The sequence below is a fragment of the Candidatus Poribacteria bacterium genome (assembly GCA_021295755.1).
GTDB lineage: Bacteria > Poribacteria > WGA-4E > WGA-4E > PCPOR2b > PCPOR2b.
In genome coordinates, this window is the sequence record JAGWBT010000053.1 from 17600 (window position 1) to 32693 (window position 15094).

Genomic DNA, 15094 nt, shown 5'->3' on the forward strand with positions numbered 1-15094 from the left:
GATTTAGGGGGTTGATTATACATCGAAAGTGTATAAGATTAAGTATAGAATTCATCATAAATATATCTCCACTCAAAACTAGAAAGGAAATGGACAATGCTCGCAGACTTAAAATCTGAAGTCGAAGAAATGACCGATCGACTCCTAGAACTTAGGGGGCATCTTTGACTTAACAAATAAAGAAAAAGAACTCGATACCCTTCAAGAAGAAACGGCAAAACCCGAATTTTGGAATGATCCCCCAAACGCCCAAAAAATCACACAACGGGTCTCGAACCTGCGAGAAGATGTAGAAAAATATCGAAAACTCCACGCCCAGCTTGAAGACCTGCAACTGCTGCTTTCACTTGCTATTGAGGAAGATGACCAGACCGTAACAGAGGAAATTCAAGCCGATTTGAAAGGAATTACAGCAGAGGTTGAAGATATTGAATTTCAACTGATGCTCAGTGGCGAGCACGATCCGAACAATGCAATCCTGAGCATTCACCCCGGCGCCGGCGGGACGGAATCCCAAGACTGGGCAGCCATGCTGATGCGGATGCATCTCCGCTGGTGTGAAGCACATAACTACAAGACCGAAACCATCGAACTATTGCCCGGCGAAGAAGCCGGCATCAAGAGTGCAACAATTTTGGTCACCGGCGCATATGCCTACGGCTATCTTCGCGCGGAAGCGGGCATCCATCGTCTCGTGCGTCTCTCCCCCTTCGATTTTAATAATCGCCGCCACACCTCTTTTGCAGCGGTCGCCGTATCCCCCGAAATTAGTGACAACATTGATGTTGAGATCGATCCGGCAGATCTGCGCGTTGAAACCTACAGATCTGGCGGCGCCGGTGGGCAGCATGTCAACCGCACCGATTCAGCAGTCCGAATGACCCATCTACCCACCGGAATTGTCGCACAATGCCAAAACGAAAGGTCGCAGCACAAAAACCGTGATATGGCAATGAAGGTTTTACGGTCACGGGTCTATGAATACTTTCAAGCGCAACGAAACGAAGAAATCTCAAAGCTGCAAGGCGACCGGCTCGATATCAACTTCGGCAGCCAGATCCGCTCCTACGTGTTTCACCCCTACCGTCTCGTGAAGGATTTGCGAACGGGCGTTGAAACTGGAAACATCGATGCCGTTATGGATGGCGAACTAGATCCGTTTATTGAAAGCTACCTAAAAGACGCGAAAGCCGAAAAGAAATGAGGGAAACACACCCCCTGCAACAGTAGTTTTTTATTGCCGAAAGCCCATATACATGCTATACTAGCTTGTTAGCAATCTCTGTAAAGGAACATCCAATTGGAAGACTCAAGTACATTGATGGATCAGCGTCGAGAAAAGTTGGAAGAAATTCGTCAACTCGGCGTAGATCCATACGCTTACAAATATTCGCCGACCCATACAACCCAAGAAATCCGTGAACAATTTGCGGAGGTTGGAGATCAGCCAGACGAAACGAAATCGGTTCGCGTTGCTGGACGGATCATGACCAAGCGCGACCACGGCAAGAGCGGATTCGCACATCTGCAAGACGGGAGCGGACGTCTCCAGATCTATGTCCGCCAAAATGCGGTCGGGGAAGAAGCCTATCAAGTCTATAGAAAGCTGGATGTTGGCGACGTTATTGGTGTCGGCGGACCTGTTTTCCGCACCCGAACCGGCGAAATCACCGTGTTGGCGAGTGAAGTTGAACTCCTCGCCAAATCCCTTCGTCCTCCCCCTGAAAAATGGCACGGTCTACAGAATAAGGAGACACGGTACCGCCAGCGGTATGCGGATTTGATGATGAATCCCGACGTCATGCAGGTCTTCATCAATCGCACACAGATGATCCAAGCCGTCCGCGAATATCTCAATCAAGATGGTTTTATCGAAGTTGAAACACCCATTCTTCAACCGGTCTATGGAGGGGCAACAGCGCGTCCGTTCACCACGCACCACAACGCACTGGATATGCCGCTCTACCTCCGTATTGCGAATGAGTTGTACCTGAAACGACTCATCGTCGGCGGGTTCGATCGCGTCTATGAATTTTCGAGGGATTTTCGGAACGAGGGGATAGACCACGACCACAGTCCCGAATTTACGATGATTGAGCTGTATCAAGCGTACGCGGACTATGAAGATATGATGTGTTTGACCGAAAACCTACTTGCACACACCGCACAAACGGTCCTCGGCACCACACAGATCACCTATAAAGGCGAATCCATCTCACTCGATCCACCTTGGCGCAGATTAACGATGATTGAGTCGATCAAGGAAGAGGCTGACATTGATGTTGATGAATTGACCGACGAACAGCTACGTGATGCGGTGTTAGACGCTAGCGTTGATTTAGAAGGCGCAGCACCCAGAGGAAAACTTATCGCCGAACTCTTTGAGGCACACGTCGAACCAAATCTCGTTCAACCGACATTTATTTACGATTATCCCATCGAGATTTCACCATTCGCAAAAAAGAAGCGTGGGAGTGACCACTTCGTTGAACGGTTTGAGTTCTTTATCGCCCGCATGGAGATGGGCAACGCCTTTAGCGAGTTAAACGATCCAATAGACCAACGTGAACGATTTATTGAGGGCGCCAAGCAGGCAGAAGACGAGGAAGATGCCCTAATGATAGATGAGGATTATCTGCGAGCATTAGAGTACGGCATGCCGCCGACAGGTGGGCTTGGCTTCGGCATTGATCGGCTCGCCATGTTGCTCATGGATCAAAACTCAATCCGCGATGTGATCCTATTCCCACAGATGCGGCCGGAACGATCAGACTGATACATAAAGCATAAAATTTTCTGATAGAAATGACGCAGTTACATTGGACTTCTCATCTTACGTGGCAAGAGAGACTGAAGATATAGACAAACAAACCGTCAAAAAAATAGAAGTTTCCGTTTCGTTGAACTCCTCTCTGCTCAAGATAATAGATGAGTGTGCGGAGCAACTCCGTTATAACCGTGAGGAGTTTATTGCGATGGCTTGTCAGCAATTCATTGGACAGATCAATCCGCAGGAACTTGAAAACATTTATTGTGAACAGCAGATGCAACAGCCTGAAGAATTGCAGTGGGCAGAAACAGCGGCTACCTTAGCAGGGGAAATTTTACCAAAGGAGAGGTGGTAGATGCGCCGTAGGGGAGTGTGGTGGGCAGACTTACCGCCACCCGCTGGGCGCCTGTACTCATTACCACGCGCGATAGTGCCATTACGGTGCGCGATGCTCTTACTGTTGCGCCGATTACCCGCACGCTCTGGCACATCCCTGTAGAAGTCTCACCTGATCAAAGAGACGGAATGCCTACCGCTTGCGTTGTGAACTGTGATAATCTGCTGACTATTCCTAAGAGTTTGCTCCAATCCCGTATGTGCACACTGACCACAGGGAAGATGCAAACCGTAGAACAGGCAATTACATTTGCCTTGGCACTAACGTAAGTTTTATGCTCTATGAAATATGAATGGTTAATCGCATCCCGCTATCTGAAATCACGGCGGAAACAGGCCTTTATCTCGATTATCAGTGTTATTTCCGTGGGTGGGGTTACCCTCGGCATTGCCGCTGTTATTATCGTTATTTCAACCTTGGACGGCTTTAGGCATGGACTGAGAGAGAAATTCCTCGCCAACGAAGCCCATATAATCGTCCGATCGGTGCAGAACTATTTTCGAGATTATCAGGAAAAGATTGGGCAAATCGAAGGAATTGAAGGGGTCGTCGCCGCTTCGCCCCTGATTATTAGTCAGCTCGCCATTCAACCCCAAGGTAGTGAATCAATCGAAGACACGATCTATGTGAAAGGGATTGATTTGCAGCAAGAGAATCGCGTCACGGGGTTCTCAGATTATGTGAGGCATTTTGACGCGTTTAATCAATCGCGGTTCATCGATGAAGCGCGAATACGTCTAGCTGGGAAGGAGACAATCACCGGCGGTATTGTTCTGGGCTACCATGTCGCCCGGAAAATCGGCGTTGTTCCGGGAGATGTGCTTCGGCTTATCTCTAAGATGGTGCCAAATCCCGCTAATCCTGGATCTTTTATGCCCTTGATGCGTAACTTCGTGGTTGTCGGGCTTTACCAGTCGGGGCTTTATATCCATGATAACGCATTTGGGTTTATCGATTTAGATACCGCCCAAAATCTCTACCAAAAACCGGATCAGATCAACCTGATTGAGGTTCGCCTCGTTCATGCAGATATGGCAACAACGGTCAGTGATCAGATTAAACAAGAGATCCGTTTCGATCCAGGTTTGAGTGCAAGACCGATAACAACGACATGGATGGAATCGCGCTCGGATTTTTTTCAAGCCTTCGAGCTTGAGAAAATCGTGACTATGATTGTCGTCGCGCTAATTATACTCGTGGCGGTGTTCAATATCGCGAGTACACTCATCATGATGGTGATGGAAAAAACACAGGATATCGGCATTCTCAGGGCAATGGGAGCATCTAAACAGGGAATCAGAAATATCTTCGTCCTCCAAGGCGGGATTATCGGTATCTTGGGGGCTATTTTGGGTACGATGCTCGGTGTATACATCTGTTGGCGGCTTGAGTTCCAAGTAGGTAGGTTTCCACGCTGGTACGGTCTTCTGATTCTGTTAGTTCCCGTTGTTCTGCAACTATTTCGGCGCATCTTGCCGCTGCCTATCAGCTCAACGGGATTTCTTTTAATCTGGTGCATTGCAGTCGGCCTTGCCCTCTATTTCATCGCGCAGCCGATTTACCTTGATGATATATTCGGAACCGATTTGAGTGTTGTTTATCAACTGAATCGATTGCCGGTCAAAATTAGTTGGACTTTCGTCGTTTTTATGAACCTCCTGTCAATGGCAACCTGCTGGCTCGCGGCACTGTATCCGGCGTCGAAAGCCTCCTATCTTAACCCCGTTGAGGCACTCCGACATGAATAACCTCATCCGTGTTGTCGACCTATATAAGTCTTACTACGATGGCTTGACAGAGCTTCCTGTACTCAAAGGAGTCGATTTGGAGATCAAAAAGGCGGAGATTGTAGCAATTGTTGGTGCCTCCGGTGTCGGGAAAAGTACGCTGCTTCACCTGCTTGGTGGATTGGATCGACCAACAGAGGGAACAATCTTCTATGAAGGAGAGGACATCTTCGCATTGAACGATCAGGAGTTGGATCGGTTCCGCAACGAAGAAATTGGTTTCGTTTTTCAGTTTCATCACCTTTTGCCAGAGTTTACGGCACTTGAAAACGTTTCAATGCCGGGGTTGATCGCCCAGCAAAAATCTGATGTTGCCGAGGATCGAGCCAAAGAATTGCTCGACTATGTAGGCTTGGAGGAGCGACTGGAGCATCGCCCATCTGAACTTTCCGGCGGTGAACGGCAACGTGTCGCCATAGCGCGAGCTTTAGTCAATCAGCCAAAGGTTGTGTTGGCGGATGAGCCAACGGGCAATCTTGACCAAAAAACGAGTGAGGCAGTGCACGATCTACTCTGGACGCTTAATGACCAATTCAACCAGACATTTATCATCGTGACGCACAACCAGACACTCGCCCAGCGCGCGGACCGGTTAGTTCAGCTCGTGGATGGTCAAGTATTTGACCCAATTTAACGGTTAGATTTCTAAATATGTGATGTGTAATGCACGATTCGCAGATTCAGCGATTCGTAGATTCGAGGAAAATGCTATGTTGGTTTATATTGATGGGGAATACCTTTCACAAGAAGAAGCAAAGATTTCTGTTTTTGATCACGGTCTACTCTACGGAGACGGGGTCTTTGAAGGCATCCGATCTTACAAGGGACGTGTCTTCAAGCTTGATGAGCACCTACAGCGTCTCTACGATTCGGCAAAAGCCATTATGCTCGATATCCCCATCTCCATTGAGCACATGGAAGCAGCGGTATTGGAAACGCTCCGACGGAATCAACTTCATGATGCTTATATCCGTCTGGTAGTGACTCGCGGTGTTGGCGATCTCGGCTTAGATCCGGACAAGTGCCCCGTACCCACCATTATTATCATCACAGATAAAATTACACTCTACCCCCCGAATTTTTACGAAGAGGGGTTAGAAATCGTCACAGTCTCTGTACGCCGAAATTACGCTGAAGCAATCAGTCCCCGTATCAAATCGCTGAACTATCTCAACAATATCTTGGCAAAGATAGAGGGCAAACAGGCAGGCGTCGAAGAAGTGCTCATGCTGAATGCGGAGGGATATGTTGTCGAATGTAGTGGAGACAATATCTTTTTCATTAAAGATAACGTGATTGTCACACCTCCCACGCATCTAGGCATCTTGGAGGGAGTCACCCGTAATACCGTCATTGACTTGGCACGCGAACTGGGAATCACTGTTGAAGAAAAGGTGTTTACCCGACACGACCTGTATACTGCCGAAGAATGTTTTCTGACGGGAACCGCTGCGGAAGTCATCCCCGTTGTTAAAATAGATCAGCGTACCGTTGGCAATGGCTATCCGGGTACCGTTACACAGAAACTGATCGAAGAATTTCACCATGTTACGGATGTATTAGGAACTCTTATTTATCCCGAATAAGGTTCATCGTAAACGTCAGATAATTCATACCACCGATAAGACGGAGGAGGAAAGCAATGAAAGCAATATGCTGGCGGATCGGTTTATTAGCGGGGTTGATGTGCGTTATGCTATCGACAGTCCCTGCTGCCGATGAAGAAGAACCGAAGCCCACAAAAACAGTTGACGAGACATTACAGATAAAAGAGATCGAGTTTCAAGGGATAATGGAGGAATCAGAGGGGTTAATTAAAAGTATCATACAAACCCGTGTTGACGAGGAAATCTCTCCTTACCAGCTGTCACAGGATAGCAAAAACCTGTATAAGGATACCGGCTTTTTCGAGGACATTCTCGTTGATGTCGAACCTGCTGAAGCGGGCGGATTAAAGGTCATTTATCACCTCATCCCAAACCCTAAAATCGAGGGTAACGTCAACATCATCGGCAACGAGCAGTTGAAATACAAAAAAATAAAAGAGGTAATTAGTCTCAAATCGGGAGAGCTTTTCAATGATCAGCGTCTCTGGGAAAGTAAACAGCAGGTCATGAAAAAGTACAAAGAATCGGGTTACTATCTGGCAGAAGTCCAAACGCATAAGGATATTGATTCCGAAACCAACACGATAGCCGTAACATTTGAAATTACGGAAGGGCAGCGGATTAAAGTCGAAGAAATTAACTTCATCGGCAATGCTAACCTCTCACAAAAATCATTAAGCAAGCAGATGAAGACCCGCACAGGCAAGCATTTTGATGAGAATTTCTTCGAGGAAGATCTGACCACGCTAACGCGATACTACCAAGACGCGGGATTCAACCAAGCAAGAATTACTAAGCACGAAAAGCGATTTTCCGATGATAAAACAGAACTGATGCTCGACATCACTGTTGATGAAGGCCCCCAGTTTATTGTTGGGGAGTATAAGGTCAACCTCACGCAATCCGAAAAGCCCGCATTTTCCGAAGAAAAAATTCGTGATATGCTGAGCCCGACCGAAGGAGAAATTTTTAATCGTGGAGAGTTCGAAGAGACACTTGCGAAAATTGAGGGAGAATACCAGAACAAAGGATACCTGCTCTCACGAGTGGACGCATCTCCCAATTTTGATGAAGTCAACGGTATCGTGGATGTAACGCTAAACGTCACCGAAGGCGATGTCATCATCATTGGCGATGTGCATGTCAACGGGTTAGAAAAAACAAAGGACTACGTCATCCGACGCGAGTTGGAGCAACTGGATATCAAACCAGGAGAATTTTACGACGTGCAGGCGCTACGGAAAGCGCGGCAGCGAATCTTTCGGCTAGGATCGTTTGTTCGCAACGTTGAGTTCGTGCCGAGTCAGTCCCAAGAGGCTATCCGAGATCTGATTGTCACCATCACAGAATCGCCGCGCACCGGTCTACTCAGTCTTGGTGGAGGTTACGGCACAGAAGGTGGCATCTTTGGGGTAGCGCAGGTTGGTGAAAACAATCTCTGGGGACGCGCCTATCGGATACACCTGAAAGGTGAGCTAGGGGCGCGCGATCGGCATACCGGCGAACTGCGTTTCAGCACCCCTTGGATCATGGGGACACCCACCCGTTTCAGCACTAGCTTATACAACACCCAGCGCACGCATCGATATTACGGTTCGATTTTTCGGGATAGAGGCTATGATCGATACACTTATAAACGTGTCGGTGGTTCTCTGACCTTTGGGCGGCCGCTATCCAAAAATACAGACCTATCAATTCGTCTCAAAAATGAAACGGTCGATGCACACGGATCAGGTGTAACGACTATTGAAAATCGCCTCACCCGGAGTATAACTTTCAGCCTCGCCAGAGACACACGCGATTATCAGCGAAGTCTGCATGAACCTGTAGCCGGCTCACATAACAGCATCTCTTATGAATACGCAGGTGGATTTTTCGGTGCGGACAATAAGTTTCAGAGGTACTCTGCGGACTCAAGTTGGTTCTTCAGAAGTTGGTTTAACCACGTCCTAGCCGGCCATGCGCGGGCGTCATACCTCAATAGCGAAAGTACCGATTGGCGGCTCTTATACTATGAGCGCTATCGACTCGGTGGAATCGACACAGTTCGCGGTTATGAGGACTTTGAAATCTTTCCCAAAAACGCGAATACGGGCACGCGTAATTTTAATGGCGGTAACAAGGTGCTTTATGCAAATTTGGAATATCGCATCCCGTTTGCAAATCAGTTGACCGCCGTCGCGTTCTTCGATGTAGGACAGGTATGGGACGAGAGCATTACAAACGTATTCAACGATTTTAAACTCAGGAAGGGCGCAGGGGTCGGCGTTCGCTTTGATCTGATGGGGATGTTGGCACGCCTTGAATGGGGCTACGGGTTTGATCGAGAAATTGAAGGAGGAAGAGGCGGAAAATTCCACTTTACGATTGGGCCGGGGTTTTAGCAAACATGACGTATTAGCATTTCTTAAATAGCGATGATCCCATGTCGGGGTCTCCACCACACGGAGGTTTTATGAATCAATTTTTGAAGTTTTACCTAGGAGTCACTGTTATCCTATTCGGATCGCTTTGTCTGGGTTTGGGTGCCGCGGCAGAAAACAACTTTAAACTAGGTGTTGTTGACACACAAAGGGTATTTGAAAATTTTGCAAAGGCTCAAGAAGCCAATGAGATTCTGAAGAATGCCCAAGACAAGTTGACAAATCAACTCAGAGACATCCAGCAACAAATCGACACGATGGTGGAACGACTGGAGAAGCAGAAACTGTTTCTTGACGCCCCTGAAACTCAGGCGCTGGAAGCCGATATTGGTCTCAAAAGGCAAGAGCTCCAGCGGGAATTGGAAAATGGTCAAGATTCAATTATGGCCAAACGCGAAGAATTGCTTGCACCGCTAACACAGGAAATCGAAGGTCTGCTTCGACAAGTAGGTGAGAGTGAAGGATATAGCCTTATCCTTGAAAAACGTCTGGTGACACTTTATGTCGATCCAAAGTATGATCTGACCGAGAGGGTCCTCAAGCTGCTAAACGACGCATCCGAAAAAGAAAAATCGAAGGACGCTCAACAATCGGCGACTCCCCCTGAAACGGAGACAGGAAAGGAAGGGGAAAAGAATAACTAATGATTGCCCACTAGCTCCAACGCTAGAGAAAACCGGTTGAAGCCACAGGGCAGCCTACCCTCAAGCAATTATGGTAAAAACACTCAAAGAGATTAGCGAATTAATCGACGGGGAGTTATTAGGGGACGGCGAGATCGAGATTATCGGCGTCTCCGGGATTAAAGAGGCGAGAGAGCATGAGCTCACGTTTGTCGCCAACTCAAAGTACCTGCGCGAAATAGAACGCACACAGGCTTCTGCGATTATCGTTGGTCAGGACATCCCCTACAACGGCAAACCGCTTATTCGCGTTGACAATCCGTACTTTGCCTTTGTCAAAGTCCTGGAGCTGTTTGCATGGCGCAAACGGAAAACAACATACGGGGTTCATGAGACCGCAATTATTGGCGACAATGTCCAGATCGGCGAAATGGTTTCCATTCAAGCTTACACCTATATTGGCGATAACGTCCAAATCGGCGATGGGACGATTATCAGTCCCTTTGTGTATATCGGCGATGACACAAAAATTGGCAATGAAACCCTCATTTATCCCAATGTAACAATTCGTGAGGATGTCGAGATTGGGAATCGGGTTATCCTTCACTGCGGCGTCGTTATCGGCAGCGACGGATTCGGGTTCGCTTCGGTGAGCGATCGGCACCATAAAATACCACAAATCGGCACGGTGATCATCGAAGATGATGTGGAAATTGGTGCAAACACAACGGTTGACCGCGCCACAATGACCAACGGTGCAACAATTATCAAACGAGGCACAAAACTCGATAACCTCATACAGATTGCGCATAATGTGGTGATTGGCGAAGATTGCTGCATCGCCGCCCAGACCGGCATCGCGGGAAGTGCCGAATTGAAAGACCGTGTGACGATGGCGGGGCACTCTGGAGCCGTTGGACATATCACCATTGGGGCAGATAGTACCGTTTTTGCCAAATCAGCGGTGACCAAAGATCTCCCCGCAGGAAGTTACGTATCCGGTTTCCCAGCAGAAAACCACGCGCAGCAACTGCGTATCCAAGCCTCCCTGCGCCGAATGCCAGAAATGCTGCAAGCGTTTTCGCGGCTACAAGAGCGTGTCACCCAACTAGAAGCGCAACTTAACGCAAACGACGACCAATCGGATGACTCGTAGCGTTCTAACGTAGGGGTTCTGTTGGTGGGGCTCCTACCCCACACCAATACGATTCCATATCACGCCATGTCCAACAAGTCTGCGGATTTCCCACCTCCCCATCGTTATCCTTCAACGAGGGTCAATCCTCACCTAAGAAATACAGGAAGAACGCTATCAAAAAGTGCTGTATATCTTTAATCTGAAGCAGAAAGGAATCGAACTATGATAAAATGTGCACTCATCAGTGGTAGAGGTATGGGCTTGATGCACGGCGGAAACTTCCACAGCCATCCCGACGCCGAAGTTGTCGCTGTCTGCGACATGGACCCCGAACTGCTCGCCGCAGCCACAGAACAGTTTGGTGTCCCTGGATATTCAAACATCGAAGAATTACTTGCCAACTGCGACGTGGACCTGATGCTGATGATCGTCAATGAAACCCGACGAATTCCGCCTTTGCGGCAGCTGCTCGCAGCAGGTCAGAATGTGTTCACCGAGAAACCCCTCTGCGGTTTGGAGGGTCAATTCCGCGTCCGAGAGGATGACCTCCCCATCGCAGCCGCGGCAATCTCTGAGTGGCGCGATTCAGGTCTGAAATTCGGTATCGACTTCAACTACCGTTTCATGACCCACTTCCGAAAACTTCACGATGATGTAGTAGAAGGGCGATTGGGTGAAATACGGATGGTGCGTGCTCGGGCGCATTTCAACTGCTGGTCGCACGTGATTGATCAAATTCTCTGGAGCATGGGACGGCCCGAATGGGTGAGTGTTATGGGCGATCCAAGCGAAGAGGGCGGTTGGCAGCGTATGATTCAGATGCAGTGGGCAAACGGTGTGATCGGTTCGCTCGCTGGGAGCAACCTGTGGGGCTACGACGACCATCCGCTGCGCGTCATGATTGTTGGCGACGAGCGTTACGCCGAAGCCCGTGGTTTAGAGGGGTGGTATCGACGACGCGAAGCCAATACCTCTGAAGATGAAGAACTTTGGGAAAACGAGGATGAGAACAGTTATCAGACATCCTTCCCCCGCATGGCTGACGGCGTAATCAAAGCCATGCAGATGGGGAAGCTGCATGGAACGAACTGTTATTCGAGGGCGCAGTCCATCGGTCAGCGTTAAACAACGGCGAGCGAGTGTGGTTGGCTGATGTGGAAAAAGCGGCAATGAGTTAATATTACCGCGAGTCAATAGTAGTAGGCATACTCTGTATGCCGTAATCCGTGCGCGAATCGACCTATAGCTCCAGCGGAGCCACAGGTGTAGCATGGGGTTGATACGCGTATGTAGTAATCGTCGAGTATAGAAACTCGACCTACAGGCGACCTAGCAACCTGCGTGAATAACAATCAGTCACGCTCCCGTCTTGACTTTCGCTTAAGATCCCCCGTTCAACCGCTTGATGAGCGGATGACGACGGTCCTCCAACGGCAGGTACGCTCTCGCCTCCGTAAAATGGGATTCATAGACGGCACTGACACATTCTAGGGAAGTCAGCACTTGAGAACCACCGAGCTCCGGCTGCCGATCCTTGCGGATCGCGTCCACCATGTCCCGCACACTCCAGATCGAATGCCTACTCGACCACGATCGACCGTCAATTACAAAGACCTCTTCGGGTAGCAACACGCGTTTCCATTGGGGCGTGTGCGCAGCAAATGAAACATCGAAGGGACAATGCCACATTTCATCTACCCCAGTCTGGGGATTCGGCTTAATCATCAGTTGCCCTTCACTCCCTAAAATGTGAGGTCCCATCATCCAGCCCTGTAGCGGATCACGACAATAAAGCTCAATCAAACCGCTCGCACCTTTTTTCCCACCGAGATGAATCATCATTGTGTCCCCTGCCACCATTCCGTTATCGCGCCGATCCGTCTTGCATAACTCGTTGCTGTGCATGATGTCGTCAACCCCAACTGGGTGTCTTCGATAGGTAGCCTGTGCATGAACCCACGCAATGCCGTCCATGAAAAAATCCATCTCATCAAAGTAGTGAACACCCATCTCCATCAGCTCAAATCCTGCTTCGCGTCCCTTTCCCACCTCACGGATAGAACGAAAGTCGCCAATCCGCCCCGATTCAATCCACTCCTTTGCATGACGAAATAGCGGCGTAAATCGATATTGATGACTCACCGCAAGCCGCACCCCTGCTCCTTTACAAGCCGCGACCATCCGATCAGCGGTTTCCAGGTCGGTAGAAAGCGGTTTCTCGCTCAAGACATTTATACCAGCCTCCGCAGCAGCAATCGCAACCGGCGCGTGTAGTGGTGCATGGGTGCAAACACTGACGACATCCAACGTTTCCTTCTCAAACATCTCTTGGAAGTCGGTGTAACGATTGGATACGGCATACTCGTCCGCTCGTGCATTGAGTGCCGTGGGCTGAATGTCGCACAAGGCGACAAGCTCCACATCTTTCAGATTTGCGTATGCAGTTGCATGGCTCCGGCTGATTCCACCGCAGCCAACAATCCCAGCGCGTAATGTCATTGATATGCCTTCCTTTCTGTTTTCAATGAACTGAATGAGAGCGCCATCAATTCATTACTCGATGAAATCTGACATCTCCCACACTAGGATCGGTCCAGTCGATGACCCAGAGACGAGTTTTGTGCCGTCGGGCGAAAATGCCACAGACATCAAGGCGCGTCCATCTCCTTGAAATGTGTCGAGATGGCTGCCCGTCTCTACATCCCACAACTCAACCGTGTTATCCGACCCCGATGCGAGCTTTGTGCCGTCGGGGGAGAACGCCACAGACCAAACCCAATCCCTATGCCCCTCAAGTGTATCAACATCTGTGCCCGTCTCAACATCCCACAATTTAACAGTTCTGTCTTTCGATCCTGAGGCAAGTCTCGTCCCATCGGGTGAGAACGCTACAGACCTAACCTCGTCTGTATGCCCCTCAAATGTAGCAATATTTTTTTCCGTCTCAGCATTCCACAACTTAACGGTTTTGTCCTTCGATCCTGAGGCGAACCTCGTACCGTCGGGGGAAAATACCATAGAGTAAACCCCATTCGTATGCCCTCGGAGCGTGGCGGTATTTTCTCCTGTCTTAACATCCCACAGCCTGATATTCTTGTCGTCCGATCCCGAGGCAAGTCTCGTCCCATCGGGCGAAAACACCACAGACCAAACCCAACCCCTAGATCCTTGGAGTGTGGCGATATTTCTGCCCGTCTCAATATCCCATAACTTGATCCTTCCGACCGCCCCCGGAGTGGAAGCTAGTGTCGCGCCATCGGGTGAAAATGCCACAGACATAACCGCTCCCATTTTTTCTGAGAACGTGACAACCTGTTTTCCCGTCTCTATCTCCCATAATTTGACACCTTGTGACACAGATAAACCTGTAGCGAGTTTGGCACCATCGGGCGAAAACGCTATAGAATTGACTCCATCTAGATGCCCTGCAATCGTATTGATATTCTTTCCTGTCGAAACCTCCCATATTTCAACCGTTCCATACCCTCCTGAAATGGAGGAAGCGAGTTTCGTACCATCAGGGGAGAATGCCACAGAGGTGGACAATCCTCGAGGCCCGTGGAATGTGTTCATATTTTCTCCTGACGAAACGTCCCATAGTTTGACCATTCCATCCGTATCTCCCGAGGCGAGTGTCGTGCCATCGGGCGAAAACGCTACAGAGGTGACTCGAGATCTATGTTGTACAGATTTGAAAGCACGACGAGCAAAAATCTGAAGCATCTGCTCCCCAGCGGAGGGATTATCTGTACCTCCGGACGTTCTGATATTTTTTCCTGTCTTAACATCCCACAACCCGACGGTTGTATCTGCTGACCCTGAAGCGAGTTTTGTACCATCAGGTGAAAATGCTATAGATTCGACTCTGTCTGTATGTCCCGTAAGTGTGGTGATATTTTTTCCTGTCTCAACCTCCCACAGTTTGATGGTTTTATCTATAGATCCCGAAGCGAGTTTCGTACCATCAGGTGAGAATGCCACAGATCTTGGTAATTCCACATGCCCTGTGAGTGTGTTAATATTTTTTCCTGTCTCAACTTCCCACAATTTGACGGTTTTGTCGATTGACACCGAAGCGAGTTTTGTACCATCAGGCGAGAACACCACAGACCAGATCAATCCTGTATGCCCATCAAGCGTGGCAATATTTGTCCGTGTTGCAAAATCCCACAGTTGGATCGTATCTCCATCTGCCCCGGCGAGCTTCGTGCCATCGGGCGAGAACACCACAGCGTGTGCCCAATGGGAGTCCGTGGCGAGTAGCGCCAGTTCACGACCTGTCTTCGCATCGTAAAGCCAAACGCCGATGTTACTTGCTACTGCGATGTATGCACCATCAGGCGAAAACG

13 protein-coding genes are annotated in these 15094 nt (G+C 49.0%); 11 read left to right on the forward strand and 2 right to left on the reverse strand.

Annotation, left to right across the window (positions count from 1 at the left end; all coding sequences use genetic code 11):
• Positions 1–96: 96 nt before the first annotated feature.
• From prfB to J4G02_09620, 11 genes are all read left to right on the forward strand, one after another.
• Positions 97–1204, forward strand: a protein-coding gene (gene prfB, locus J4G02_09570; GenBank protein MCE2394819.1) for a peptide chain release factor 2 whose coding sequence is annotated in 2 segments (ribosomal slippage) — positions 97–165 and positions 167–1204 — 1107 coding nt in all. Because the reading frame shifts where the segments join, the coding sequence is not laid out codon by codon here.
• A 117-nt stretch (positions 1205–1321) separates the two neighbouring features.
• On the forward strand, positions 1322–2776 hold the full coding sequence (lysS, locus tag J4G02_09575; GenBank protein MCE2394820.1) for a lysine--tRNA ligase: 1455 nt from the start codon (positions 1322–1324) through the stop codon (positions 2774–2776).
• Between the two features lie 43 nt (positions 2777–2819).
• Positions 2820–3125 carry a hypothetical protein gene (locus J4G02_09580; protein ID MCE2394821.1) on the forward strand — a complete coding sequence of 102 codons (306 nt, stop codon included), beginning with the start codon at positions 2820–2822 and terminating at the stop codon, positions 3123–3125.
• A 17-nt stretch (positions 3126–3142) separates the two neighbouring features.
• Positions 3143–3436 (forward strand): type II toxin-antitoxin system PemK/MazF family toxin, encoded by a 294-nt coding sequence (locus J4G02_09585; protein MCE2394822.1) that lies wholly within the window; start codon positions 3143–3145, stop codon positions 3434–3436.
• 12 nt (positions 3437–3448) lie between these two features.
• Complete coding sequence (locus J4G02_09590; GenBank protein ID MCE2394823.1) at positions 3449–4915, forward strand: ABC transporter permease; 1467 nt, start codon at positions 3449–3451, stop codon at positions 4913–4915.
• On the forward strand, positions 4908–5588 hold the full coding sequence (lolD, locus tag J4G02_09595) for a lipoprotein-releasing ABC transporter ATP-binding protein LolD (GenBank protein MCE2394824.1): 681 nt from the start codon (positions 4908–4910) through the stop codon (positions 5586–5588). Before J4G02_09590 ends, lolD begins: the two co-directional genes overlap by 8 nt.
• Positions 5589–5664: 76 nt before the next feature.
• Positions 5665–6540, forward strand: coding sequence for a branched-chain-amino-acid transaminase (gene ilvE / locus J4G02_09600; GenBank protein MCE2394825.1), 876 nt, complete (start codon positions 5665–5667; stop codon positions 6538–6540).
• A gap of 56 nt (positions 6541–6596) precedes the next feature.
• Complete coding sequence (gene bamA / locus J4G02_09605; GenBank protein ID MCE2394826.1) at positions 6597–8945, forward strand: outer membrane protein assembly factor BamA; 2349 nt, start codon at positions 6597–6599, stop codon at positions 8943–8945.
• Between the two features lie 71 nt (positions 8946–9016).
• A complete protein-coding gene (locus J4G02_09610; protein ID MCE2394827.1) occupies positions 9017–9628 on the forward strand; it encodes an OmpH family outer membrane protein in 612 nt (203 codons plus the stop codon).
• A gap of 70 nt (positions 9629–9698) precedes the next feature.
• Positions 9699–10763, forward strand: a complete 1065-nt coding sequence (lpxD, locus tag J4G02_09615) for a UDP-3-O-(3-hydroxymyristoyl)glucosamine N-acyltransferase (protein ID MCE2394828.1) — start codon at positions 9699–9701, stop codon at positions 10761–10763.
• 204 nt (positions 10764–10967) lie between these two features.
• Entirely contained in the window at positions 10968–11870 is a 903-nt protein-coding gene (locus tag J4G02_09620) for a Gfo/Idh/MocA family oxidoreductase (protein MCE2394829.1), read from the forward strand.
• A gap of 255 nt (positions 11871–12125) precedes the next feature.
• On the opposite strand, the gene J4G02_09625 is transcribed toward J4G02_09620, so the two are convergent.
• A complete protein-coding gene (locus tag J4G02_09625; GenBank protein ID MCE2394830.1) occupies positions 12126–13244 on the reverse strand; it encodes a Gfo/Idh/MocA family oxidoreductase in 1119 nt (372 codons plus the stop codon).
• Between the two features lie 54 nt (positions 13245–13298).
• Positions 13299–15094 (reverse strand): hypothetical protein (locus J4G02_09630; GenBank protein MCE2394831.1); only part of this gene is annotated, 1796 nt, incomplete at its 5' end.

Bases quoted from the DNA above. Each gene is read 5' to 3' on its own strand.
- J4G02_09590 (MCE2394823.1), top strand. From the start codon at position 3,449: ATGAAATATGAATGGTTAATCGCATCCCGCTATCTGAAATCACGGCGG.
- ilvE (MCE2394825.1), top strand. From the start codon at position 5,665: ATGTTGGTTTATATTGATGGGGAATACCTTTCACAAGAAGAAGCAAAG.
- lysS (MCE2394820.1), top strand. From the start codon at position 1,322: ATGGATCAGCGTCGAGAAAAGTTGGAAGAAATTCGTCAACTCGGCGTA.
- lpxD (MCE2394828.1), top strand. From the start codon at position 9,699: ATGGTAAAAACACTCAAAGAGATTAGCGAATTAATCGACGGGGAGTTA.
- bamA (MCE2394826.1), top strand. From the start codon at position 6,597: ATGAAAGCAATATGCTGGCGGATCGGTTTATTAGCGGGGTTGATGTGC.
- J4G02_09620 (MCE2394829.1), top strand. From the start codon at position 10,968: ATGATAAAATGTGCACTCATCAGTGGTAGAGGTATGGGCTTGATGCAC.
- lolD (MCE2394824.1), top strand. From the start codon at position 4,908: ATGAATAACCTCATCCGTGTTGTCGACCTATATAAGTCTTACTACGAT.
- J4G02_09625 (MCE2394830.1), bottom strand. From the start codon at position 13,244: ATGACATTACGCGCTGGGATTGTTGGCTGCGGTGGAATCAGCCGGAGC.
- J4G02_09610 (MCE2394827.1), top strand. From the start codon at position 9,017: ATGAATCAATTTTTGAAGTTTTACCTAGGAGTCACTGTTATCCTATTC.